The organism is Meiothermus sp. (assembly GCF_026004075.1).
Lineage (GTDB): Bacteria > Deinococcota > Deinococci > Deinococcales > Thermaceae > Meiothermus.
Genome location: NZ_BPIK01000001.1, coordinates 871,324 through 893,880 on the forward strand (window position 1 = coordinate 871,324; position 22,557 = coordinate 893,880).

General features: G+C 61.4%; 20 protein-coding genes and 1 other RNA gene. 12 read left to right on the forward strand and 9 right to left on the reverse strand.

The window, feature by feature from the left end; genetic code table 11:
* The first annotated feature begins 3 nt into the window (after window positions 1–3).
* From secA to Q0X18_RS04245, 4 genes are all read left to right on the forward strand, one after another.
* On the forward strand, window positions 4–3,027 hold the full coding sequence (gene secA, locus Q0X18_RS04230; protein WP_297559013.1) for a preprotein translocase subunit SecA: 3,024 nt from the start codon (window positions 4–6) through the stop codon (window positions 3,025–3,027).
* 76 nt (window positions 3,028–3,103) lie between these two features.
* Window positions 3,104–3,970 (forward strand): metallophosphoesterase, encoded by an 867-nt coding sequence (locus tag Q0X18_RS04235; RefSeq protein ID WP_297559016.1) that lies wholly within the window; start codon window positions 3,104–3,106, stop codon window positions 3,968–3,970.
* A gap of 25 nt (window positions 3,971–3,995) precedes the next feature.
* Window positions 3,996–4,814: a metallophosphoesterase gene (locus tag Q0X18_RS04240; RefSeq protein ID WP_297559019.1), complete on the forward strand. Its 819-nt coding sequence runs from the start codon at window positions 3,996–3,998 to the stop codon at window positions 4,812–4,814.
* Between the two features lie 10 nt (window positions 4,815–4,824).
* Window positions 4,825–5,331, forward strand: coding sequence for a DUF1648 domain-containing protein (locus tag Q0X18_RS04245; protein ID WP_297559021.1), 507 nt, complete (start codon window positions 4,825–4,827; stop codon window positions 5,329–5,331).
* Here Q0X18_RS04245 and Q0X18_RS04250 read toward each other — a convergent pair.
* The 3 genes from Q0X18_RS04250 to Q0X18_RS04260 form a co-directional block, all read right to left on the reverse strand.
* Entirely contained in the window at window positions 5,316–6,395 is a 1,080-nt protein-coding gene (locus tag Q0X18_RS04250) for a prephenate dehydrogenase/arogenate dehydrogenase family protein (RefSeq protein WP_297562974.1), read from the reverse strand. The genes Q0X18_RS04245 and Q0X18_RS04250 overlap by 16 nt on opposite strands.
* 105 nt (window positions 6,396–6,500) lie before the next feature.
* Window positions 6,501–7,538 (reverse strand): 3-deoxy-7-phosphoheptulonate synthase, encoded by a 1,038-nt coding sequence (gene aroF / locus Q0X18_RS04255; protein ID WP_297559025.1) that lies wholly within the window; start codon window positions 7,536–7,538, stop codon window positions 6,501–6,503.
* Between the two features lie 194 nt (window positions 7,539–7,732).
* Window positions 7,733–8,140, reverse strand: a complete 408-nt coding sequence (locus Q0X18_RS04260) for a hotdog fold thioesterase (protein ID WP_297559027.1) — start codon at window positions 8,138–8,140, stop codon at window positions 7,733–7,735.
* Window positions 8,141–8,201: 61 nt separating this feature from the next.
* Between Q0X18_RS04260 and ssrA the strand changes: the two genes are divergently transcribed.
* Window positions 8,202–8,557, forward strand: a transfer-messenger RNA (tmRNA) gene (gene ssrA / locus Q0X18_RS04265).
* Between the two features lie 77 nt (window positions 8,558–8,634).
* Here the strand turns inward: ssrA and Q0X18_RS04270 are convergent.
* Window positions 8,635–10,053: a VWA domain-containing protein gene (locus Q0X18_RS04270; protein ID WP_297559030.1), complete on the reverse strand. Its 1,419-nt coding sequence runs from the start codon at window positions 10,051–10,053 to the stop codon at window positions 8,635–8,637.
* Window positions 10,054–10,332: 279 nt separating this feature from the next.
* Between Q0X18_RS04270 and Q0X18_RS04275 the strand changes: the two genes are divergently transcribed.
* The 7 genes from Q0X18_RS04275 to Q0X18_RS04305 all read left to right on the forward strand — a co-directional run bounded on the left by Q0X18_RS04275 (window position 10,333) and on the right by Q0X18_RS04305 (window position 20,355).
* The gene (locus tag Q0X18_RS04275; RefSeq protein WP_297559034.1) at window positions 10,333–12,066 is read left to right on the forward strand and encodes an ABC transporter substrate-binding protein; all 1,734 of its coding nucleotides are present in this window, start codon (window positions 10,333–10,335) and stop codon (window positions 12,064–12,066) included.
* 55 nt (window positions 12,067–12,121) lie between these two features.
* Window positions 12,122–13,318 carry an ABC transporter permease gene (locus Q0X18_RS04280; protein WP_297559037.1) on the forward strand — a complete coding sequence of 399 codons (1,197 nt, stop codon included), beginning with the start codon at window positions 12,122–12,124 and terminating at the stop codon, window positions 13,316–13,318.
* Window positions 13,319–13,330: 12 nt separating this feature from the next.
* On the forward strand, window positions 13,331–14,902 hold the full coding sequence (locus Q0X18_RS04285) for an ABC transporter permease (protein WP_297559041.1): 1,572 nt from the start codon (window positions 13,331–13,333) through the stop codon (window positions 14,900–14,902).
* Between the two features lie 123 nt (window positions 14,903–15,025).
* The gene (locus Q0X18_RS04290) at window positions 15,026–16,054 is read left to right on the forward strand and encodes an ABC transporter ATP-binding protein (RefSeq protein WP_297559044.1); all 1,029 of its coding nucleotides are present in this window, start codon (window positions 15,026–15,028) and stop codon (window positions 16,052–16,054) included.
* On the forward strand, window positions 16,051–17,061 hold the full coding sequence (locus tag Q0X18_RS04295; RefSeq protein ID WP_297559047.1) for an ABC transporter ATP-binding protein: 1,011 nt from the start codon (window positions 16,051–16,053) through the stop codon (window positions 17,059–17,061). Before Q0X18_RS04290 ends, Q0X18_RS04295 begins: the two co-directional genes overlap by 4 nt.
* A 114-nt stretch (window positions 17,062–17,175) precedes the next feature.
* A complete protein-coding gene (locus tag Q0X18_RS04300) occupies window positions 17,176–18,450 on the forward strand; it encodes a hypothetical protein (protein ID WP_297559051.1) in 1,275 nt (424 codons plus the stop codon).
* Between the two features lie 54 nt (window positions 18,451–18,504).
* Complete coding sequence (locus tag Q0X18_RS04305) at window positions 18,505–20,355, forward strand: S9 family peptidase (protein ID WP_297562977.1); 1,851 nt, start codon at window positions 18,505–18,507, stop codon at window positions 20,353–20,355.
* A 158-nt stretch (window positions 20,356–20,513) separates the two neighbouring features.
* Here the strand turns inward: Q0X18_RS04305 and Q0X18_RS04310 are convergent, their stop codons facing one another.
* The 5 genes from Q0X18_RS04310 to Q0X18_RS04330 form a co-directional block, all read right to left on the reverse strand.
* Window positions 20,514–20,807: a DUF3467 domain-containing protein gene (locus tag Q0X18_RS04310; protein ID WP_013013432.1), complete on the reverse strand. Its 294-nt coding sequence runs from the start codon at window positions 20,805–20,807 to the stop codon at window positions 20,514–20,516.
* Window positions 20,804–21,157: a roadblock/LC7 domain-containing protein gene (locus Q0X18_RS04315; RefSeq protein ID WP_297559057.1), complete on the reverse strand. Its 354-nt coding sequence runs from the start codon at window positions 21,155–21,157 to the stop codon at window positions 20,804–20,806. Before Q0X18_RS04315 ends, Q0X18_RS04310 begins: the two co-directional genes overlap by 4 nt.
* An 11-nt stretch (window positions 21,158–21,168) precedes the next feature.
* Window positions 21,169–21,501 (reverse strand): roadblock/LC7 domain-containing protein, encoded by a 333-nt coding sequence (locus tag Q0X18_RS04320; protein ID WP_297559059.1) that lies wholly within the window; start codon window positions 21,499–21,501, stop codon window positions 21,169–21,171.
* A 92-nt stretch (window positions 21,502–21,593) separates the two neighbouring features.
* Window positions 21,594–22,181, reverse strand: coding sequence for a recombination mediator RecR (gene recR, locus Q0X18_RS04325; RefSeq protein WP_297559061.1), 588 nt, complete (start codon window positions 22,179–22,181; stop codon window positions 21,594–21,596).
* A gap of 28 nt (window positions 22,182–22,209) precedes the next feature.
* Complete coding sequence (locus Q0X18_RS04330) at window positions 22,210–22,524, reverse strand: YbaB/EbfC family nucleoid-associated protein (protein WP_297559063.1); 315 nt, start codon at window positions 22,522–22,524, stop codon at window positions 22,210–22,212.
* Window positions 22,525–22,557: the final 33 nt, after the last annotated feature.

Below are 22,557 nucleotides of genomic sequence, written 5' to 3' on the forward strand. Positions count from 1 at the left end.
GTTATGTTGGCCTGGATTAATAGACTGTTAGATAACAACGAACGCAAGGTGGCCCGCTACTGGAAAGAGGTGGTGGCCCCAGTCAATGCCCTCGAGGACGAGGTCTCGAAGATTGAAGACCTGGCTGCTGAGTATGCCAAGCTGCGCGAACAGCACGCCCAGGGCGCGAGCCTCGATGAACTGCTGCCCAGGGCCTTTGCCCTCACCCGCGAGGCCTCCAAGCGCTTTTTGGGCCTGCGCCACTACGACGTGCAGCTCATTGGCGGCGCGGTGCTGCACGAGGGCAAGATCGCCGAGATGAAAACCGGAGAGGGCAAAACCCTGGTCGCCACCCTGGCCGTGGCGCTCAACGCCATCGCCAGTAAAGGGGTGCACCTGGTCACGGTCAACGACTACCTGGCCCGGCGCGACGCCGAGTGGATGGGGCCCATCTACAAGGGGCTGGGCCTCTCGGTGGGGGTGGTGCAGAACCACTCGAGCCCCGAGGAACGCCGCAAGGCCTACCTTTGCGACGTGACCTACGTGACCAACAGCGAGCTGGGCTTCGACTACCTGCGCGACAACATGGCGGTAGCCCCCGAACAACTGGTGCTGCGGCACGACACCCCCCTGCACTACGCCATCATCGACGAGGTGGACTCCATCCTGATTGACGAGGCCCGCACCCCGCTCATCATCAGCGGCCCCGCCGAGAAGGCCACCGATATGTACTACCGCATGGCCGAGATCGCCAAGAAGCTCGAGCGCGGCGAGAAACCGCCGGTAGGCACCAAGGGCGAACCCACCGGCGACTACACCATCGAGGAGAAGCAGAAAGCCGTGCACCTCACCCTGCAAGGCATCGCCAAGGCCGAGAAGCTTTTGGGGGTGGAGGGGCTCTTCAACACCGAGCACATGGAGCTGGCCCACATGCTGACCCAGGCCATCCGGGCCAAGGAGCTCTACTTCAAAGACCGCGAATACATCGTCCAGGACGGCCAGGTTATCATCGTGGACGAGTTTACGGGCCGTTTGCAGCCGGGCCGCCGCTTCGGCGAGGGGCTGCACCAGGCCATCGAGGCCAAAGAGGGCGTGAAAATCGAGCGCGAGAACCAGACCCTGGCCACCGTGACCTACCAGAACTTCTTCCGCCTCTTCGAGAAGACCGCCGGCATGACCGGCACCGCCAAGACCGAGGAGAAAGAGTTCCAGGAAATCTACGCCATGGACGTGGTGAGCATCCCCACCAACCGCCCGGTGATCCGCCAGGATTACCCCGATGTGGTCTACCGCTCGGAGAAGGGCAAGTTTTTTGCGGTGGTGGAGGAGATTGCCGAGAAGTACGAGAAGGGCCAGCCGGTGCTGGTGGGCACCATCTCGGTAGAAAAATCCGAGCGGCTCTCGGCCATGCTCAAGGAGGCCCGCCACTACCTGCCCCGCCTCGAGGCCCGCGCCCAGGCCCTGGCCAAGGCCATCGAGAAGCAGAGCGGTTCCGAATGGGATCGCCTGAAGAAGGCCCTCGAGCGCCCCGGTTCTCTGCGGGATAGCGAGCTCGAGGCTTACGAGTCCACCATCCCCCCCAAGGGCAACATCCGCACCGCCTGGGAGTACCTGAAGCGAGCCGTGCACACCCTCGAGCTGATCCGCAAGGGCATTCCCCACCAGGTACTGAACGCCAAGTACCACGAAAAAGAGTCCGAGATCGTGGCCCAGGCCGGCCGCAGCAAGACCATCACCATCTCCACCAACATGGCCGGGCGCGGCACCGACATCAAGCTGGGGGGCAACGCCGAGTACCTGGCCGCCGACCTTTTGCGCAAGGAGGGCTTCGAGCCCCGCGCCGAGTGGCGCGTGGAGCTTTTCATCAAGAAGCTGGTGCAGGGCGACGAGGAAGGGGCCCTCAAGCTGGCCGCCGAGATCGGCGTGAAGCAATCTGTCGTTGACGAAATTCGCCGCCTGCGCGATACCTGCGCCGCCGACGAGGTGCGGGTCAAGGAGCTGGGCGGTCTGCACATCATCGGCACCGAACGGCACGAGTCGCGCCGCATTGATAACCAGCTCCGCGGTCGTTCGGGCCGCCAGGGCGACCCTGGCAGCAGCCGTTTTTACGTCTCCTTCGACGACGACCTAATGCGCCTCTTTGCCTCCGAGCGCATCATCGCCATGCTTGACCGGATGGGCTTCGACGACTCCGAGCCCATCGAAAACCAGATGGTCACCCGCTCCATCGAGCGGGCCCAGAAGCGGGTGGAAGACCGCAACTTCGATATCCGTAAGCAGTTGCTGCGCCTCGACGAGGTGATGGCCCGCCAGCGCGAGGTGGTATACGCCCAGCGCCGCAACGTGCTCCTGGGCAGCGACGAGGTAGTGCGCGAGGGTGCTTTAGCCATGATCGAGGACACCGTGGATGCGGTGGCCTCCAACTACCTGAACCCCCAGCAGCACCCCGATGACTGGGATATCGATGGGCTGCGCTCGAGCCTCGTAGACTACATCCCTGCCCTGGGCGACTTCGACTTTGAAGCACTGCGCAAACTCAAGGCCGAAGAGGGCATCGAGCGCCTGATTGAGGCTGCCCGCACCGCCTACGAGGCCCGCGAGGCCGAACTCAACCGCCAGGGCCCCGGCCTCATGCGGGCGGTGGAGCGCTTCGTGACCTTGCAGGTGGTGGACAACGCCTGGAAGGAGCACCTGCACAGCATGGATGTGCTCAAGCAGGGCATCTTCCTGCGCGGCTACGGCCAGCGCGACCCCTTCCAGGAGTACAAGCTCGAGGGCACCCGCTTCTTCAACGAGATGATCGCCAGCATCAAGAGCGAGGTCACCAAGTTCCTCTTCCGCCTGCAGGTGGAGGTGAACCAGCAGCCTACCCCGGCGCCGGTGGCCGAGGGGGTCGAGTACAGCGGCTCCGAGGCTACCGCTCCGCAGGCCAGCCGCGATCCCTTTACGGTGCGTCGTCAGCAAAAAGCAGCCTCAGCCTACTCCGGCCTGAGCCGCGCCGAACGCAGAAGACTCGAGCGCGAAGAGAAAAAGAAAAACAGAGGGTAGCGCTTTGTGCCCCTTGGCCCGGGCTCGGTTTGAAAACGACACCCTCGGTGCAATTTAGGGCGTACACTGAGCCCCTATGCTGACCCGGCGGCGCTTCCTGACCCTACTTGGCTGGGGTGGACTGGGTCTTCTGGGTACGGCTGGGCTGGCCGTAGGCAGCAGCTACCAGTTCGGGATTAGCCGGCATAGGAGGGTTTTTCCTGGGCTGGAGCAGCCTTTGCGGGTGGTACAGCTAAGCGATCTGCACTATGGCCCCTGGGTGCGCGCAACCACGCTACAGTCCTGGGTGCGGGCGGCCAATGCCGAGCGCCCTGACCTGATTGTCATCACCGGCGATCTGATCGAGTCTGGGATGCGGCTGGATCGGCTCAAAGCACTTTATCGCGCGATCACCCCCGACCTCGAGCACCTGGTGGCAGTGCTGGGTATGCTACAGGCCCCCTTGGGGGTATATGCCATCTGGGGTAACCACGACAATAGCCAGCCAGCGGCCAAGCGCTACCTGGGCCGACACCTACCAAAGCACGGCATATCGGTGCTGGTCAACCAGGGGCTGTGGGCGCGGGACGATCTTTTTTTGAGTGGGGTAGACGACTACTGGGCCGAGGAGGCCAATCCCAAAGTCTCGCTCGCCGGCTACCGAAAAGGCAAAGCCAGCCTGGCCTTGGCCCATAACCCCGATTTCTGGGATTACTACAGGGATTTGCCGGTCGGCCTGGTTTTGAGCGGCCATACCCACGGCGGCCAGGTGTATCTTCCAGGGGTCGGGGCCCCCTGGACGCCCTCGAGATACCACGAGCGCTATCTGGGGGGATGGTACAGCCCTGCGCTGGGCGCACCCGTCTCGGGTTATGTTTCGCGGGGCCTGGGTACGACGGTGCTGCCGCTGCGGGTCAATGCCCCGGCCGAGCTGACGGTATTTGAATTTACGCCAGAAGACTGATGCTGCTTTCGGTTAGGATAGCGGGGTGATTCTCGGGTACGACTTTATCATTCAACACTACCGGCGGCCCCTGCGGGGTTTATCGGCTCCTTTACGGGTAGCCCACCTCTCCGACCTGCACATTGGCTTTTTTATACGTCAGGGTTCAGTCCGGCGCTGGGTAGAAGCCACCCTGGCCCAAGAGCCCGACCTCATCGTGATTACCGGCGACCTGACCGACTCTGGGCGGAGCCACCAGGTGCTGCCTACCCTGTCCGAGTTGCAAAAGCTGCGGGCCCCCCTGGGAGCCTGGGCGGTCTGGGGCAACCACGACTACCGTTTTAATGGTTACCAGCCCAAGTACCCAGAACGGGTATCTGTTTCCGGGAACCGGGGTGCTAGTCCGCCCAAAGTGCCGATGGTGCCGCCACGTGACCTCGAGGCCTCCCTCAAAGAGCTGGGTATCCATTTTCTTCACAATGCGGGAACTCAACTCAGAACGGATCTTTACCTGGCCGGCGTGGAAGACCTGTGGCACGGAGAGCCCGACGTGGCCAAAGCCCTGGAAGGGCATCGGGATTCCTCGGCCTGCCTGCTTATCTGCCACAACCCGGACTACCTGTACCAGGTGCCCAGGTCGGTTGACCTTACGCTCTGCGGCCACACCCACGGGGGTCAGGTGGTGCTGCCCTGGTATGGCCCGGTCTTTACCTCCTCGCTGTACGGGCAGAAGTTTGCCGGGGGCTGGGTAGACGACCCGGTTCCCGCTTTTATCTCGCGGGGCCTGGGCTTATCCACCGCGCCTTTACGGGTGGCCTGCCCCGCCGAGCTGGTGATTCATGATTTTGTTCCGCTCGAGCACTAACATAAACCTGATGAAAAGCCGCGCCGGATGGGTCTGGGTGGGGGCCCTGCTTGCAGGGCTATGGTGGCTTACTGCTATGCTTTATCCAAGATTGCCCGATCGCATTCCCGGGCATTTTGGCCCGCGCGGAGATGTGACTCGCTGGGCCGACCGGGTGGAATTCTGGTGGATTCCCGTGGTAGCTACGGGTCTTGTGCTGCTGGTGTTTGCCCTCACGCGGCTGGCCTTTCGCTATCCAGAAATTTTGAACCTGCCGCAAAAAGAGCGGTTTTTGTCACTCCCAGAGTACCTGCGACATAAGTTAGTGCGTGTGCTGGACTTCTATCTGGCTTTTTTGACGGGCTACTTATGCGTCTTGTTCGGCTACCTCCAGTGGAACACTTATTTAGTTGCGCTGGGAGCAGCTAAAGGCCTGGGCTGGGAGATATGGCTATTTTTTGCCATAGTTCCTTTGCTGATAGGTTGGATGATCTGGGACACCAACCGCAGGCTGCGGCTAGTTCAGCGCACCTTATAGCCGATGCCCTGCAAAATCTGGCGGGCCTGCTCGCGTTCCTCGGGGGTGGCAAAGCCTATGCGGATGGCCCCCCCTTCGTCGCGGATGGCCAGCACCTCGAAGTTTTTGATGTTGACCCCGGCGTTGCCCAGCGCGGTGGAGACGGTGGCAATTTGACCCGGCTTATCAGGAACCTGCACCACCAGTTCGTTCATCACCGGCAGCAGGCTGCGCTTGACGATGGGCAGCGCGTCGCGGGTGCGCTTGGCCTCCAGGGCCGCCTCGAGCAACGCTTCGGGTTGCTCGAGCAGGTTTTCCAGCTCCAGCATCACCGCGCGCAGGTCTTCGATGGCCGCGCGCAGGGCCTCTTTGTTGGCCACCACCATGTCCCGGCTCATGCGGGGCGAGCCCGAGGCTACGCGGGTCAGGTCGCGGAAGCCCCCCGCAGCCAGGAACATCAGCAGATCCTGGTGGGGATCCTGGGCCACCAGCCGGTTCAGTCCCACTGCCAGCAGGTAGGGCAGGTGCGAGATGCGGGCCACCAGCCGGTCGTGCAGCTCGGGGGCCATCTCCAGGGGATAGGCCCCCAGGTTCTGCACCAGGCTGCGCACGGCCTCGAGGGCACTCGGGACAGTGCCGGTGGTTGGGGTAATGACCCAGACGGCATTCTGCAGCAAACCGGCGTGGGCGGCCTCCACGCCGGCTTTTTCGCTACCGGCCATGGGGTGGGAGCCCACAAAGTTGGGCAGAACCCCCGTCAGGGCCTCCACCACCGGCTGCTTGACGCTGCCCACATCGAACCAAACGGTGTGTGGGCTAGCAAACTGTGCCAGCTTCCGGCCCTCGCTGACCAGCACCCCCACCGGGGCGGCCAGCACCCCGAGCTCGAGGTCGCCCACCCAACTGCCCAGCGAGGCGTGTACCCTGTCCACCACCTGAAGGGCCAGGGCATCCTCGAGGGCTCCAGGGTCGGGGTCGTAGGCGTGAATTTCCTCGGCTAAAAAGCGTTCACGTAGCCCCAGGGCCACACTGCCCCCCAGGAGACCAATGCCGAAAATGCCGACTTTGCCAAACAGAGGCTTCATCATAAAGTTACGGGTTTGTGTTTAAAGGTCGTGCTTTTAGTCGTGGTTTCCCCGAGGCCTCGGACAGCCGATGGTAGGGGGTTTTTTTAGATTTCCGGCTGAGGACTAGGCGGGCTCGAGGGCGCGGGTTAGCCGGCGCCCCAGGGCGGGCAAAAGGGCCTTTATCCGGCTCATCATATCGGCAAACTGGGCTTCGTTGAGCTGCTGGGCCGCATCGGACTGGGCCTTTTCGGGGTCGGGGTGGGTTTCCACAATCAGCCCGTCAGCGCCGGCGGCCAGACCCGCCAGCGCCAGGGCGGTCACCCAGTCGCGCTTACCGGCGGCGTGCGAGGGGTCAATCCAGACCGGCAGGTGGGTCAGGCTTTTCAGTACCGGCACCGCCGAGACATCCAGGGTGAAGCGGGTAGACTTCTCGAAGGTGCGTATGCCGCGCTCCACCAGAATGACCCGCATGTTGCCCTGGGCCAGTACGTACTCGGCCGACATCAGAAACTCCTCCAGGGTCATGCTCATGCCCCGCTTCAGCAAAACCGCCCGCCCGGACTGCCCGGCGGCCTGCAAAAGGGCGAAGTTCTGCGCGTTGCGCGCACCAATTTGCAGCACATCGGCGTAGGTGGCTACCAGATCGACCTGCTCGGGTGAAACCACCTCGGTCACCACGGGAAGGCCGGTCTGCCGCCGGGCCTCGGCCAGAATTTCCAGTCCCTCCTGGCCCATACCCTGGAAACTGTAGGGCGAGGTGCGGGGTTTGAAGGCCCCACCCCGAAGCATCTGCGCCCCGTGCTTCTTTACATAGTGGGCGGCGGTCAGGGTTTGCTCGAGGCTCTCTACCCCACAAGGCCCCGCCGCAATCATTACCTCACCGCCACCGGTGGCCCCGGTATCCCAGCGCAGTACGGTGGGTTTGGGGGAGATTTCCAGCGAGGCCAGCTTGTAGGGTTTGGAGATGGGGATAACGTCCTGCACGGCAGATAGTGCGCGGAAATGCTCAATCAGCTCTGGGGTTGGCCCCTTGCCAATGGCCCCGATCAAGGTGGTGTGCTCCCCCTCGGAAACGTGGGGCCGGTAGCCAACCCGGCGCACCTCGGCCACCACCGACTCCACTTCTTGAGGCCCTGAACCATGTTTCATGATAATTAGCATTGCCTGACCTCCCTGCACACAAAAAACTTCCGGGGATTTGGAACTCCCCGGAAGCATTGGTGCGATAAACGCCTACACAGGCCTCACGGGGACAACAGGCCAATAAAAATACCCAAAAAAGTAGGTATTTTGGCTTGTGACACCCCTCGAGGTCTGCATATAAAGGTGAGCATATTGGCCCGGCCTTGGGTTTGTCAACTCGTGCGAATGGGGGTGATGGCTAAGGTGCAGCGGGAGATGCAGACCAGGCGCCCTTGCTCATCGCGAATCTCGATACCCCAGACTGCGCTGGTGCGGCCAGTATGGATAGGTGTACCGGTGGCCGTGACCTTGCCCGACTGCATGGAACGCAAGTGGTTGGCATTGATCTCCATCCCAAAGCTGGTATGGCCCTCGGGCGCGGCCAGATACGCGCCGATACTGGCTACGGTTTCGGCCAGCGCCACCGAGGCCCCGCCGTGCAGGTAGCCAAAGGGCTGGTGCAACCTGGGGGTTACTTCCATCTCGGCCACCACTTTTTGGGGGGTGGCCTCCAGGATGCGGATGCCCAGGGTCTTGACCAGTGAGTCGCGCTCGAGCCGGGTAGGGTCGATCTTGCTCATGGCTTATAGCCTACCGCACCTTTCCAAAAAGCAAGAAACCTGCTACAATCTATGTTTGCCTGGGGGCGTTCCGGTTTCGACAGGGGCCCTTGAAGGCAGTACGGCGTGTCGAGGTAGCCCATGGCCTCGTAAAAATGGGCAAAGCCATAACTGGCAACGCTCGTAGCAACAGCTACGCTCTCGCTGCTTAAGTCAGCGACGTTCTTCAGAAGCCCAGCCGATGGCGTACTGAACGAACGACCTAAAGTCGGCTAGCTCGAGGCAAGGCTCCGTAGCCAAGAGCGAACTTCTCGCGGAGCTTGGTCTGGGCCCGCTGTTGGTGGCGCAAGCCTAGGCGACAAGCAAACACCAACTACACACGTAGATGTCTGCTGGATGGGTCTCTGGACGCGAGTTCGACTCTCGCCGCCTCCACCAAATGCCACCCGATAAGGGTGGTTTTTTTGTCCTGGTAGCAGCTTCGAGCAAGGCTTCGAACAAACCCGAAGAGTGTTTTATGACGTGGGGGTTGCTTGCGCTTCCAGCCGCTGGCGCAGTATCCGATACTGGAAAAAGTAAAACTCCGCTACCAGCAAAAGCGCGGCCAGCAAAGCCAGCCAGGGGGCCATTTGCATAGTGTGCATGGGGGGTAGAGGCTGGTTCGGGCTTGGGCGGGGTAGCAGGGTTTCGTCGTGGTTAAGCAGGCCGCTCCGCTGTTCACCTCGGGGCGCAATCAGGTTATAAACCAGAACCGGAAAGGCTGGTATATTCTGCAGGCTTTCGGCGGGGGGTAGGTACAGCCCATTGGGATGATACCAGGCCAGGGCCTGTCCGGTCTCACTGATAGCAAGAGGCCGCCAGCCTGGGGCTGCTGGGCGGGGTGGAGTGGGCAGGTTGTAGCCTACGAGTTCGACCCCGCGCAAATAGGGGAGGATGCGCTCGACATCGAAAACCAAAGCCTGACCGCTGGCTTGTTCGGCAAAAAACACTGTGAAGCGGCTGGGCGACCGGCGGGGGGTGCCGATCTCGATAGCGATTTCGCCGGGACTGCCGCGGCTGGTGCCTAAGAGTGCCAGAAGACGCTCGAGGGCTGGTGAACGCCCCGATAGCTCTACCCTGACCAGCCGCCTCGAAAAACCGGCTTGGTTATCCAGGGCCAGCACATCGCTGCTTAAAATGCGTGCGCTGGGTGTGCTCGAGGGCACCTCGAGGCTGCTGAAGCCACCTGCGGGCACTTCTAGCGCATACCGCTGACCATCCACCCATACCTCTCCCTGCCACAAGCCCGGCCCTGCGTTGGCCAGCGCCACAAAGCCAGGCCCAATGGCTGTGATGCCCACATTGGCACCGTTTCCGGCCACATTGAGGTAGCCATCTGTTTCGGGTGGGGGTGCTTGGTCAGCTATAGTCAAAACCCTGGCGCCCGGTAGTAGAGCCCGACCTTTGACAATGGCCTGCCGGAGATTGGCGCTGGTTGCTGTGGGCTGTAGGCCCTCGAGGTGGCCTAGTAGGTTTTTTCCTGGGGCTGGGCCAAAGGTCTGAACCTGGTTCCCAGCCACGGCCAGAACAGCTCTGGGCGAGGCTGCTAGATACTCACGAGCTAGGGTTTTGGCGCGCTCGAGGCGGCTCGGATTAACATCGGTGGCTGCCATAGAGGCCGAGACATCCAGCACCAAGACCAGTTCGCCGGGCCAATCCAGCGAGACCTTAGGCGCTGTCAGGGCAAGTGTAACCAGTAAAGCGGAAAACAACAGCACCACCAGCCGCAGGTCGAAGCGACGCCGGGCCCGGCCTTTGCGAACGGCTTTTTGCCAGAGCCATAGCCCGGCTGCGTGACGCACCGGAGGCTGTCTGCGCCGATACCACAACCATACCAGTCCCAGCACTGGGGGTATAAGCCACAACAGCCAGGGCAATCCAAAGGCAACCTGCACCCCCTTAGCATAGGGTGATGGAGCCGGACACTCAAAGACCCCTATCCAAAATTGATGATATACGCTGTTCTGGACGCTATTATATGCGACTTATGCAGAGATCTGAAATCGGGCTTATCCACCGATTGGTGGATATAGTCTTGGGTGCTTTGAGTCCTCGAGGCCTTGACAGCCGCATGATGGCTTTATAGCTTTGTACCAAGTCCATCTCGCTCAGATGCTTTCTTCAAAAGAGAGCGAAGGTGGTGAACTGTCCAATAAACACGTAGGAGGCTAGAAATGAAGAAACTGTTGGTCTTAGGAATGCTTGCCCTGGCCGGGTTGGCCCTGGCCCAGCCCAAGGTGTTCAAGGGCACTGAGCCAGGACGTGCGGGCGGCGCTTACCGAATTACATCGATTTCCGATCCGCGTACCTGGAACCCCTTTGTGGCTCGTGAGACCTCGTCTACCGATATCATCAAGCTCTTTTTGCCTTACCTGACCACCTACGACCCCTACACCCAGGCCCCCGAGGGTCGGCTGGCCAAGTCGTGGGAGGTTCGTAACAACGGCCTGACGGTTATCTTTAAACTACGCGAAGGGGCCAAGTGGTCAGATGGACAGAACATTGACGCCGACGATGTAGTCTTCAGTGCCACTGTACACGCCGATCAGCGGGTCAACTCTAACTCCCGCAGCAGCTTCATCCTGGATGGCCAGCCCATCCGCTGGACCAAGGTAGACCAGTACACGGTGCGGGCCGACTTCCCCAAGCCCTACGCTCCAGCGCTAATCCAGAGCTGGTATATCGTGCCCGAGCACATCTTTGGCCCGGCCTACCGCGCGGGCGTGCAGCAGCTCCAGGCCCTGTGGAACCTGGACACCCCGCCGGCCCAGGTGGTCTCGGGCGGCCCCTTCAAGCTTGACAGCTACGTAAAGGGCGAGCGGGTAGTGCTGGTGCGCAACCCCAACTACTGGGGGGTGGACGAACGCAACAACCCGGTGGCCTACCTCGAGCGCTATACCGTGCAGATTGTGCCCGACCTCAACGCCCAGCTTGCCCGCTTCCTGGCGGGTGAGGCCGATACCTTTGCCGCCGCCAACGCCGACCAGGTGGCCCAGGTGCTGGAGCGCATCCGGGGCAACCGTCTGCGCGCTGAGATTTTCCCTAACGCCGACGTAACCCTGGGTACCAACTTCATCGTTTTCAACTGGAACCACAAAGATTCCTTCAAGGAAAGCCTCTTCCGCCAGGTGAAGTTCCGCCGGGCCATGGCCCACCTGATGGACAAAAAGTCCATGATCGAGGTGGCCCTGGGCGGCCTGGGCCAGCCCCAGTGGAGCCCCATCTCCATCCCCAACAAGGCCTTCTTCACCGACGATGTGGCTAAGTTCGAGTTCAGCCCGCAAAAAGCCGCTCAACTCCTGGCCGAGCTGGGCTTCCGCAGCAAGAACCGCGACGGTTGGTTGGTGAACGCCCAGGGTAAGGTGCTGGAGTTCAACCTGGTCACCAACCAGGGCAACAACGTGCGTGAGCGTATTGCCCAGATCTTCCGCGACGAGGCCCGCAAGATTGGGGTCAAGGTGGAGTACCGGCCCATCGACTTCAACGAGCTGGTGCGCCAGCTTACCAGCCCCGCCGCCGATGGCACCCGCGAGTTCGACGCCATCCTGATCGGCCTCACCGGCGGTATCGAACCGGCCTTCAGCCGCAACGTCTGGGAGCTTAACGGCTCGTTGCACATGTGGAACCTGGGCACCGGTGGTAAAAACCCCGCTAAGGTTGAGGCCTTTGAGGTGCTGATCGACACCCTCATGAAGCGCGGTGCGACCACCCTCGACCAGGCCCAGCGCCGCCAGATCTACGTGCAATTCCAGAAGGTGGTGGCCGAGAACCTGCCCATCATCTACACCGTGGCCCCGGCCTACAACCCGGCCCGGCTGACCCGCCTGGGTGGGATGTTCCCCAAAGAGCAGATCAACTCCATCAACGAGCAGTACCCGTACATCGAGACCGTTTTTGCTAAGGAGTGAACGCCTTCTGGGGCAAGGGGTGGCCCACCACCCCTTGCCTTTATGCTGAGGTTCTATGTTTGCTTACGTCGTAAGAAGGCTGCTCCAGCTCATTCCTACCTTCTTTGGGGCTACCCTGCTGGCTTTTCTGGTGATTCAGCTTGCGCCAGGCGATTTTGTGACCCGGCTCGAGCTCGACCCCACCCAGGACCGCGAGTCCATCGCTAACCTGCGTCAACAACTCGGCCTCGACCAGCCCCTACCGGTGCAGTATGCCAAGTGGCTCTCCGGCATCCTGCAAGGCTATCTGGGCCTGTCCCTTTCCTACAAGACTGACGTCTGGAACGTAATCGGCCAGCGCATCCTGAACTCCATGGTGCTGGTGGTGCTGGCTACCCTGATGATCTATCTGATTGCCATTCCCATCGGGGTGTACTCGGCTATTCGCAAATACACCTGGCCCGACCGTACTTTTACGGTGCTGGCCTTTCTGGGCCTGGCCATCCCCAACTTTTTCTTTGGCCTGATCATGCTGTTTCTGGCGGTCTGGCTCAACGACCTGACCAATATGCGCATCCTGCCCATTGGGGGCATGACCACCGAGTTTATTCATCTGGGCAACCTGACCCGCACGGCCCAGATTCTCTTCCCATTCGCCTTGCTGGGAACCCTGATTTTTGCTGGGCTCTTCTGGCAGCGAAGCCGGCGTGGGCAGGCCGCCACCTTTGGCATCTGGGTGGGGCTGGTGCTGTTTGGCATGAGCACCCTTTTGATGCTGGCGCCCTTGGTGCAAGGGCCGGGTTTGCCTGAGCGGCTACCCTACAGCGATTCGCCCCTTTGGGCCCGGGCTACCAATGTGCTCTGGCACGCCTTCCCGGTGGTGATTGTGGTGGGCACCTCAGGTCTGGCCGGGTTGATGCGGGTGATGCGGGGCCAGATGCTGGATGTGCTCTCACAGGACTACATCCGTACCGCCCGTGCCAAGGGCCTGAACGAGCGGGTGGTGATTTACAAGCACGCTCTGCGCAACGCGGTGATCCCCTTTATCGCCGGCATTGGGGGGCTTTTGCCGGGCCTGATCGGCGGAGCTGGGCTGGTGGAGGTGACCATGGCCTGGCCTGGAATCACCCCGGCGCTGCTCGAGGCCATCTCGGCCATTGACATTTATGTGATTATGGGCCTCATCACCATTACCACCGTTTTGTTGATGATTGGCAACGTGGTCTCGGATCTGCTGCTGGCCTTGGTGGATCCGCGTATCCGGTACAGCTAGGGGGGGATGGGTATGCTACGAAGAGTGCAAATGAATACCGCCCCGCAGGCCAACCGCAGTTTTTTTCAGCAAGCCTGGATTCGCTTCAAGCGGCATCCCCTGGCCCGGCTGGGTGCCGTGGTGCTGCTGGTGTTTTATCTGGGCGCCCTGTTTGCCGATTTCCTGGCGCCTTATCCAGAAGAGAAAAGCTTCCGCGATTTTTCTTTTGCCTCGCCTACCCAGATTTTCTGGCGCGACGAGCAGGGGCGTCTGACCCGGCCTTATGTGTGTGCTTCTGAGCGGCGCCGGAACCTCGAGACCTTCAAGGTCGAGGTCATCACCGACTGTGAGAAAGGCCGCTATCCCATCTACTTTTTTGTGAAAGGGGAGCCTTACCGCTTCCTGGGGCTCATCCCTACCGACCTGCGCTTGATGGGCGGGCCTTGGCTGCTGGAAGACCAGGCCAAGCTTTTTCTGTGGGGCACCGACGACTTTGGCCGGGACATCTGGGGCCGTATCTGGTTTGGCGGTCGTATCAGCCTGACCATTGGTATTTTTGCGGTAGCCCTGGCCCTCATTATCGGTATCTTCATGGGCAGTATCTCCGGCTACTACGCCGGTCGTCCGGTTACGTTCAGTATCGGGATACTCAACCCACAGTTCTGGGCTTTTATTCGGGGCAGTCCCTGGTACACCCACCTGTTGGCTGCTTTGGGGCTGGTGCTCATCGCTGGCCTGCTGCTGGGCATGGGGTATGGTTACCAGAACTACATCCGCCCCGACCTTCAGCGGGTTAGCACGCTGGCTCTGGGCGCGCTGGGCCTGGTGGTCGGGTTGGTGTTGCTTGGGGGAATACTGTACGCCTTGGTCTGGAAAAGCCACCTGGCCAGGGCTTTGCTCTGGCTTTCGGCCTGGGTGGGCATCGCCTGGCTGCTCTGGATTACGGTCTGGGGTTTCTGGCAGAGCAGCCGGGGCCTCGAGGCCATCGTAGCGGCCTTGATTGGTGCGGTGTTGCTCGGGGCAATCGGCTATATTCTGCTCTGGCCCCGGATCGAATTTGACCTCGACACCATCATCATGCGCACGGTCGAGGTGCTGGCGGCCATCCCCGACCTCTTCTTGCTGATCATCCTCTCGGTGCTGATTCCCATGGAAATGCCGCCGGCGGTGCGCTTTGTGCTGGTGGTGACGATTCTCTCCTTTGTGAACTGGGGTGGGCTGGCCCGCATCATCCGCAGCCAGGTGCTGCAACTGCGCGAGATGGAGTTTGCCCAGGCTGCGCAGGCCCTGGGCGCTGGCGATGCCCGCATCATCATCCGACACGTGTTGCCGGGAACCTACACCTATCTGATTGTTGCCGTTACCCTGGCCATCCCTGGGTTCATCCTGGGCGAGTCGGGCCTCTCCTTTTTGGGGCTGGGCATTCAGGAGCCCGCTACCTCCTGGGGCCTTATGCTTTCCAAGGCCCAGGCCACCGGTATCACAGCCTTTACCGAGCGGCCCTGGCTTCTGATCCCAGGGGTATTCATCCTTTTGGCGGTTTTGGCGTATAACTTCATGGGTGATGGCCTGCGCGATGCGCTTGATCCTCGCACCAAGGTGTAGCTAGGGGCCCGGATCGCGACAAAGGTGCTTTCCCAGGTTGCATGATCCGTGATGTTCAGGCCAAGCTAACCCAGTTGGCGATATAATGGCAAAATCTGCGGTTGCAGTGCTCTAGGAGTTGGAATGGACGAGAAACGGCTGGTGGATGTAAAAGACCTCAAGGTTCACTTCTTTACCGACGACGGCGTGGTCAAAGCCGTGGATGGGGTGTCCTTTCACATTGACAAAGGCGAGACCCTGGCGGTGGTAGGGGAGTCGGGCTCGGGCAAATCGGTCACGAGCCTGGCCATGATGCGCCTGATTCCCAACCCACCGGGCAAGATTGTGGGCGGGCAGATGCTCTTCCGGGGCAAAGATGGCAAGGTGCGCGACCTGGTCAAAGAAGACGAGGCCACCATGCGCAAGATTCGTGGCAACGACATCGCCATGATCTTTCAGGAGCCCATGACCAGCCTCAACCCGGTCTATACGGTGGGCGATCAGATTGCCGAGGCCATCGTGCTGCACCAGGGTAAAAGCAAAAAGGAGGCGCTCGAGCAGGCCGCCGAGATGCTCGACCTGGTGGGCATCCCCGAACCCAAAAAGCGCCTGGCCAACTACCCCCACCAGATGTCGGGGGGTATGCGCCAGCGGGTGATGATCGCCATGGCGCTGTCCTGTAACCCTTCGCTCCTCATCGCCGACGAGCCCACCACCGCCCTGGACGTGACCATCCAGGCCCAGATTCTGGAGCTCATGAAAAAACTCCAGGAGGAGATCGGCATGAGCATCCTGTTCATTACCCACAACCTGGGCGTGGTGGCCGAGATGGCCGACCGGGTGGTGGTGATGTACGCAGGTCGGGCCGTCGAGGAAGCCGATGTGGTGCCCACCTTCAAGAAGCCCCTGCACCCCTACACCATGGGCCTCTTAAACTCGGTGCCCCGGCTCGATCTGGCGGCCACACACCAGCAGCGCCTGGAGGCCATCCCGGGCAACGTACCCAACCCGCTCAACCTGCCCCCGGGCTGTGCCTTCCACCCGCGCTGCAAGTTCTTCAAACCGGGGTTGTGCGACACCGAGACTCCCGTGCTGCAGGATGCTGGAGAGGGACATATGGTGCGCTGCGTGCGCTGGGCTGAGATTCAAAAAGGCGAGGCGGTGGGAGCATGAGCGTGGCTACACCTGAAACCACCACAACCAATCTAGTTGAGGTCAAAAACCTCAAAAAGTGGTTCCCCATCCGGGGCGGAATTCTGTCTCGAGTGGTCGCGAACGTAAAAGCCGTCAACGATGTGAGCTTTGCGGTTAAGAAGGGCGAGGTGGTGGGGCTGGTAGGCGAGTCCGGCTCGGGCAAGACCACCGTGGGCCGCACCATTCTGCGCCTGATCGAACCCACCGACGGCAGCATTTACTTCGACGGGCAGGACATCACCCACCTACCCAAAAACCAGCTACGGGCCTACCGGCGCAAGATGCAGATCATCTTCCAGGACCCCTTCGCCTCGCTTAACCCGCGCATGACCGTGGGGGACATCATCGCCGAGCCGCTGGTGATCCACAACCTGGAAGGCTCGGCCCAGGCCCGCAACGAGCGCGTCGCCGAGCTTTTGCAACTGGTGGGCCTCAACCCCGACCACGTGCGGCGCTACCCCCACGAATTCTCCGGTGGGCAGCGGCAGCGCATCGGTATCGCCCGCGCCCTGGCGGTGCGCCCCGAGTTCATCGTGGCCGACGAGCCGGTCTCGGCGCTGGACGTCTCCATTCAGGCCCAGGTGGTCAACCTGCTGCAAGACCTCAAGGAGCAGCTTGGCCTGACCATTCTGTTTATCGCGCACGACCTGGCGGTGGTGGAGTACATCTCCGACCGGGTGGCGGTGATGTACCTGGGCAAGATCATGGAGCTGGCCCCCTCCCGCGACCTCTACCTCAAGCCGCGCCACCCCTACACCGAGGCCCTGCTCTCGGCCATCCCCACCCCCGACCCCACCATCAAGCGCGAGCGCATTGTGCTGCAGGGCGATATCCCCAGCCCCATCAACCCCCCTTCGGGCTGCGTCTTCCGCACCCGCTGCCGCTACGCCATCGCCGAGTGCGCCAACACCGTGCCAGAGCTTAAGGAAGTCGCCCCCGGCCACTTCAAGGCCTGCATCCGCGACGATATTCCCGGCCTGAGCTAACCACAGCCCATGAGAAGAGCGCCCTCATTGGGCGCTTTTTTGTTTGGAGGTCAGTTCAATGCGCAATGAGCCTTCTCTCATCCTGGTAGATAGGGGGGATGATTTACTGGGCACATGCGAAAACAGTTGTTGTTAGGGGCAATGGCGCTGCTGGGTGCAGTAGAGGCCCAGGAAGCGGTCATTTACCGGGGCTTTGCCGAGCTAAGGCAGCCGCAAACCTTACCGCAAAACGAGTGGGTCTGGGAGCCCGGCGAGGCCCTGTTTCAAAGCCTGGTTCCGGGAACCCTGCGCTTGATTGGGGTGGCCGAACAGTCGCGGCGTGTGGAGGTAGCGGCCCAGCCGAACCCTCTACTGGCTTATGTGGGCAAGGAGGTGCAGTTTTTCTGGGAGGGCCAGTGGCGCAAGGCCACCCTGGTGAGCGCCGAGCGGAATCTATACCTGTACGAGGGCCGCTACCTGGTGGGGCTGCCCGGAACGGTGGCCTACCCCGACCCCAGCGGGTTTAGCGCTGCGCCCGGCCCCAGGGTTACCTTCCTCTACCAGGGGGCAGGGGCGGCCACGCTGGCCTACCTGACTCGAGCCCTCACCTGGAGCCTGCGCTACACCCTCGAGGATGGCGAACTCACGGGCTGGGCCACCCTGACCAACGCGCTGGGCCGCCCCTTGCAGCTGGGCCGAACCGAACTGGTAGCGGGGAGCGTGCCCTTGCTGGAGGGAGGGTTCAACGTACCGGCCCCCCGCCCCGAGACCCGGATGCTACAGGCCGCCCCTGCCATGGCCGACGCTACAGAAGCAGAGTTTGTGGGGGAGACAGCCGGCACCTACCGCTACCGCCTGCCAGGGGTGGTGAGGCTCGAGCCCGGCCTCACCGAGCTGCCCTTTATGAGGGCCCGGGTACAGCCGGTATATTTGTGGCGCTTGCAAACGGGTTTTAGCACCGGGCGGGAGCTGGCTTTCGTGCGGGGTTTCCGCTTCGTGGCACCAGAAAACCTGGCTGCCGGGGTGGTGAGCATCCGCGAGCAGGGGGTGTTTGTGGGGCAGGCCAGCACCGGCGATACCGCCAAAGGCAACAACGTGACCTTGATACTGGGCGCCGATCCCGAGGGCCGGGCCACCCGACAGGTGGAGCAACAGACCCGCAACCGCTTCCGTGTGACCACCAGCGTGCGCAACCCCAAGTCCTATCCGGTTGAAGTCGAAATCCAGGAGACAATGCCACAGCCCTTCACCCTGGAAGTGCTAGATTCCGCCTCGGGACAGACGGCTAACGCCGCTGTTCAGCCAGGGGAGGGCCTCGAGCGCACCCCTGAGGGCTACCGCATCCGCTTTACCCTGGCCCCAGGCCAGAGCCGTTCATATGTCTATACCCTCACCCTGCAACAGCGTTAGGTGTTTTAAGGGTATGCACTTCGTACTGACCCGTGGGTCAGGTAGAGTATGGGGGTGACAACCGACCTGCTCTATCAACTCCGTTTTCTGTCCGACCTGACCGAAGGCCCCGCCGGTAAGCCGCTCTTCGTCTATACCGATATCGAGCGGCCCGAAAAAGACCCGCCCCGCTACCGCAGCCGCCTGGCTACCTGGGACGGCGGATTGCGCCTTCTAACCCAGGGCGAGGCCAAAGCGCCGTTCTGGCGCGGTGATTACATCTACTTCACCCGCAAGGTGGACAAGGCCAGCCAGCTTTTTCGCCTGCCCCTGTCGGGCGGCGAGGCCGAACAGGTGACCCAGTTCAAAGCTGGTATCGAGGGCTATAAGGTAAGCCCGGATGGCCGCCGGATTGCCTTGCTGACTCGAGGGGAGTACGAGCCGCCCAAACCCGACGCGCCCCGCATCTACGAGACCTGGCCGGTCAAGTTCGATGGCAGGGGCCTGCTGCCGGGGCAGCCCAGGGAGCTCTGGCTGTGGGAAAACGGACAGGCCAAACCCCTGGTCAAGCTGGCTCAGGACGTGGAGGAAGTGGTGTGGGATCTGGCGGGCACGGGGCTGTATTTTACGGCCTCGAGCACGCCGCAGGAGCGCTGGGGCTGGATCCAGCGGGCCTACCACGTGGGTTTGGACGGCCAGATCAACGAACTGTTTGGGGGCGTGGGGCCCATCGTCGGCCTGGAACCCACCCCCGACGGCGGCCTGGTCTACCTGGCCCACGCCTGGGAGCGGGGGGGTGGCACGGAACACAAGCTCCACTACCGCAGCGTGGATGGGCAGGTGCGTGTGCTGGCCCAGGGTTCTTTTTTGAACTCGGTCAACTCGGATGTGCGCATCGGCGCGGGAACCCAGACCCCCAGGATGGGGCCCGATGGGCGGATTTATGTGGTGGTCACCCAGGAGGGGTCGGCCCGTCTCTTGGCGGTGACGCTCGAGGGCCAGGCTGAGTTCGTCAGCCCAGCAGAGGCTAGCATTCTGGGCTTCTCCTTTTGCGCTAACAAGCTCTACACCCTTTCGGAAAACTTTACCCGTGGGGCTTGCCTGGCCCAGCAGGGAACGGTGCTCTTCGACCCCAACGCCGATGCGCTGCCCATCCTGCCCGTCCCCCTCGAGGTGCGCTACAAGGCCCCGGAAGGCCATACCGTGCAGGGCTGGGTGCTGCTTCCGGAAGGCGACGGCCCCCATCCGCTGATTCTGTACATCCACGGGGGCCCCCACACAGCCTTCGGCAACGCACTGATGCTCCAGCTCCAGCTCTTCCGCGCCGCCGGGTTTGCGGTGGCCTACTGCAACCCCCGGGGCTCCACCGGCTACGGGCAGGACTATACCGACCTGGCCCGGCGCTGGGGCGAAATTGACGAGCAAGACCTGCTGGGCTTTTTAGACCACGTGCTGGGCCAGTTTCCCCTGGATTCTAACCGTGTTGCGGTGGCCGGGGGGTCGTATGGGGGTTACATGACTAACTGGCTCACCGCCCGCCACCCCGAACGCTTCAGGGCCGCTGTTACCGACCGCAGCATCTGCAACTGGACGAGCTTTTACGGTGCTGCCGATATTGGGCCGCGCTTTACTTACCTACAGCTTGGGGCTAAACCCTGGGAGAACCCCGAGGTGCTGTGGCAAAAAAGCCCGCTCTCGCTGGCCCACCAGGTACAAACTCCCACTCTGGTGGTGCACTCCGAGCAAGACCATCGCTGCCCCATAGATCAGGGCGAAACCTGGTACACCGTGCTTCTGCAAAAGGGCGTGCCCACCCGGTTCTTCAGGGTTCCCGAGGAGGGACACGAACTGAGCCGCTCAGGACGGCCCGACCGCCGCATCGCCCGGCTGGAGGCCTACCTGGAGTGGTTTAAGAAGCATCTGTGAGCCAGAGCGTAAAGGGCCAGGGGCCGGTTGAACCTGTCGAGGCCGGCCCTGGTTATTTTCTAGAACGGTTGTACCCCTCAAAGAGCAAACACTTTTGCCAGCCCCGATCTACCCAAAAAGAAAAAGGCGGGCAGGCCCGCCTTTCGTGTTCGCTACGACTAGGCTTTGGAGGTGTCCATGGCCTCGGGGATGACCCCGTAGGTCTCCTCGTAACGCTGGATGTTTTCGGCCAGACTGCGCAGCAGGGCCTTGGCGTGCTGGGGGCTGGTGATAATCCGGCTGGTCACCACCGCCACCACCTGATTGGGCTGTCCGCCGGGCTGCATCAGGGCAAAGTCGAGGTAGAACTCGTTTTTTTGATGGGAGAAAATGGCAAAGTTGGCATATTTGCCAAGGGCGGTTTCGCGATCGATGTCTACGCGCAGCTCGGGTACCTGTGAAACTTCACTCACGATAAAGCCTCCTGGAGGCGTGGAATACTTTTTTTGAGCTGGAAGCGTACTCGACCCAGGCTTTGCATGGAGTCTATCAGCACAACCAGCAGGTATCCACCCTCGAGCGGAACCAGCAAAACTGGCCCCTCGGGGTACTCTACCATGACTTCTTCTACCTCGCCGCGCTCGAGCTCCTGCGACAATGCCCTGGCAGAAGCTAAAGCGGTAGAAGCCGCGCTACCCAGAAAATCTATGTCCGGGGCCTGTTCGGTGCGTAGGCTTTCCACCACAAACCCGTCCTCGGCAACAAGCGCCGAGGCCACTACCCCCTGGGTTGCTTGTAGCTCTCGAATTACTTCTTGAACCATACCATCACTCCCTAAATGGTTTGTGCCAGGCGCATGGCCAGACGGGAAAGCTCGAGCCCGATATTTCTACGATCGGCACCTTTCTCAACTACAGCCCCCAGGCAGTAGCCATTGAATACCACAACCAGCACCTCCCGGTGTTCGGTAGCGAGGGTGAAGCGCCGGAGTTCACCGCCCAGGCCATGGGCAAGGGTGCGACTGGCTCGAGCCAGGGTGGCTAGCTCAGCAGCCAGCAACTCGGGTTCCGGCGTGCCTTTGCCAACGCTTTCGATGACCAAACCATCCTGGCTGGCCAACACGACCTGACGCACACCCAGCGGTACTAGGGTCTCGAGCATTTTCATGCACGGCCCCCGCAATCGTTCCAAACCATACGGGATTTAGCCTAGCACAGAGCTCACCAGGGTTTTGTCCAATTGCACAAGGGAGCAGCCTTTTACTGATATCCGCGCCGGTTCTCCAGCGCCCTAGCCAGGGTAACTTCGTCGGCGTACTCGAGGCTGCCCCCTACCGGCAGGCCGTAAGCGAGCCGGGTCGAGCGAATATTTTGCTGATTCAAGCGTTCGGCCAGGTAACCTGCAGTGGCCTCACCCTCGACGGTCATTCCTGTTGCCAGGATCACCTCACGAACACCTTCCAGGCGAGCAAAAAGTTTTTCCAGATTAAGCTGCTCTGGCCCGACGCCCTCCAAGGGATTCAAGGCCCCGCCCAGCACATGATATAGGCCATTGTACTCGCCGCTGCGCTCGATAGCCATCAGATCCGAGATGGTCTCAACCACGCAGATTACCGATGTATCCCGCTCGGGGTCGCCGCAGATGGGGCACAATTCGCTCTCGGCCAGATTGCCACACCGTGGGCAGGGGTGCAGGGCTTGTGCAGCCTGCAGGCTGCTTTGTAGCTCCGCCGCCACATCGGGGTTTTGTACCAAGAATAGTCCTAGCTTTTGTGCGCTCTTAGGCCCCACCCCCGGCAGACCTGCCAGGGCGCGAACGAGCTTGAGGAGCCTTTCAGGATAGCGCATAAGATTTACCGCTGTTTGTGGAATACCGTTAGAACATGTTGCCCAGCATATTACCAATGCCGCCCAGCTCGCGGCTCATCTCTTTTTCCGAAAGGTCGTGGGCTTTTTTCTGGGCATCCTGAATAGCCACCAAGAGCAAGTCTTCCAGGGCCTCGAGGTCGTCCTTATCCACGGCCTCGGGCCTGAGCTTGACACCTTGAATCTGCCCATGCCCGTTGGCGGTGATCTCTACCAAGCCCCCGCCTGCGCTGCCTACTACCGTCATCTGCCCCAGGCGCTCCTGAACCTCTGCTGCTTTTCGCTGGGCCTTCTGGGCCTCCTTCATGAGTTTTTGAATGTTCATCTGTTTCCTCCGCAACAACTTCTCTATTATCAC

Excerpts from the sequence above, each read along its gene's own strand:
- Q0X18_RS04245 (WP_297559021.1), top strand. The coding sequence starts at position 4,825 with ATGAAAAGCCGCGCCGGATGGGTCTGGGTGGGGGCCCTGCTTGCAGGG.
- Q0X18_RS04285 (WP_297559041.1), top strand. The coding sequence starts at position 13,331 with ATGCTACGAAGAGTGCAAATGAATACCGCCCCGCAGGCCAACCGCAGT.
- Q0X18_RS04330 (WP_297559063.1), bottom strand. The coding sequence starts at position 22,524 with ATGAACATTCAAAAACTCATGAAGGAGGCCCAGAAGGCCCAGCGAAAA.
- Q0X18_RS04275 (WP_297559034.1), top strand. The coding sequence starts at position 10,333 with ATGAAGAAACTGTTGGTCTTAGGAATGCTTGCCCTGGCCGGGTTGGCC.
- Q0X18_RS04280 (WP_297559037.1), top strand. The coding sequence starts at position 12,122 with ATGTTTGCTTACGTCGTAAGAAGGCTGCTCCAGCTCATTCCTACCTTC.
- Q0X18_RS04300 (WP_297559051.1), top strand. The coding sequence starts at position 17,176 with ATGCGAAAACAGTTGTTGTTAGGGGCAATGGCGCTGCTGGGTGCAGTA.
- secA (WP_297559013.1), top strand. The coding sequence starts at position 4 with ATGTTGGCCTGGATTAATAGACTGTTAGATAACAACGAACGCAAGGTG.
- Q0X18_RS04315 (WP_297559057.1), bottom strand. The coding sequence starts at position 21,157 with ATGGTTCAAGAAGTAATTCGAGAGCTACAAGCAACCCAGGGGGTAGTG.
- Q0X18_RS04260 (WP_297559027.1), bottom strand. The coding sequence starts at position 8,140 with ATGAGCAAGATCGACCCTACCCGGCTCGAGCGCGACTCACTGGTCAAG.
- recR (WP_297559061.1), bottom strand. The coding sequence starts at position 22,181 with ATGCGCTATCCTGAAAGGCTCCTCAAGCTCGTTCGCGCCCTGGCAGGT.
- Q0X18_RS04320 (WP_297559059.1), bottom strand. The coding sequence starts at position 21,501 with ATGAAAATGCTCGAGACCCTAGTACCGCTGGGTGTGCGTCAGGTCGTG.
- aroF (WP_297559025.1), bottom strand. The coding sequence starts at position 7,538 with ATGCTAATTATCATGAAACATGGTTCAGGGCCTCAAGAAGTGGAGTCG.
- Q0X18_RS04295 (WP_297559047.1), top strand. The coding sequence starts at position 16,051 with ATGAGCGTGGCTACACCTGAAACCACCACAACCAATCTAGTTGAGGTC.
- Q0X18_RS04290 (WP_297559044.1), top strand. The coding sequence starts at position 15,026 with ATGGACGAGAAACGGCTGGTGGATGTAAAAGACCTCAAGGTTCACTTC.
- Q0X18_RS04235 (WP_297559016.1), top strand. The coding sequence starts at position 3,104 with ATGCTGACCCGGCGGCGCTTCCTGACCCTACTTGGCTGGGGTGGACTG.
- Q0X18_RS04250 (WP_297562974.1), bottom strand. The coding sequence starts at position 6,395 with ATGAAGCCTCTGTTTGGCAAAGTCGGCATTTTCGGCATTGGTCTCCTG.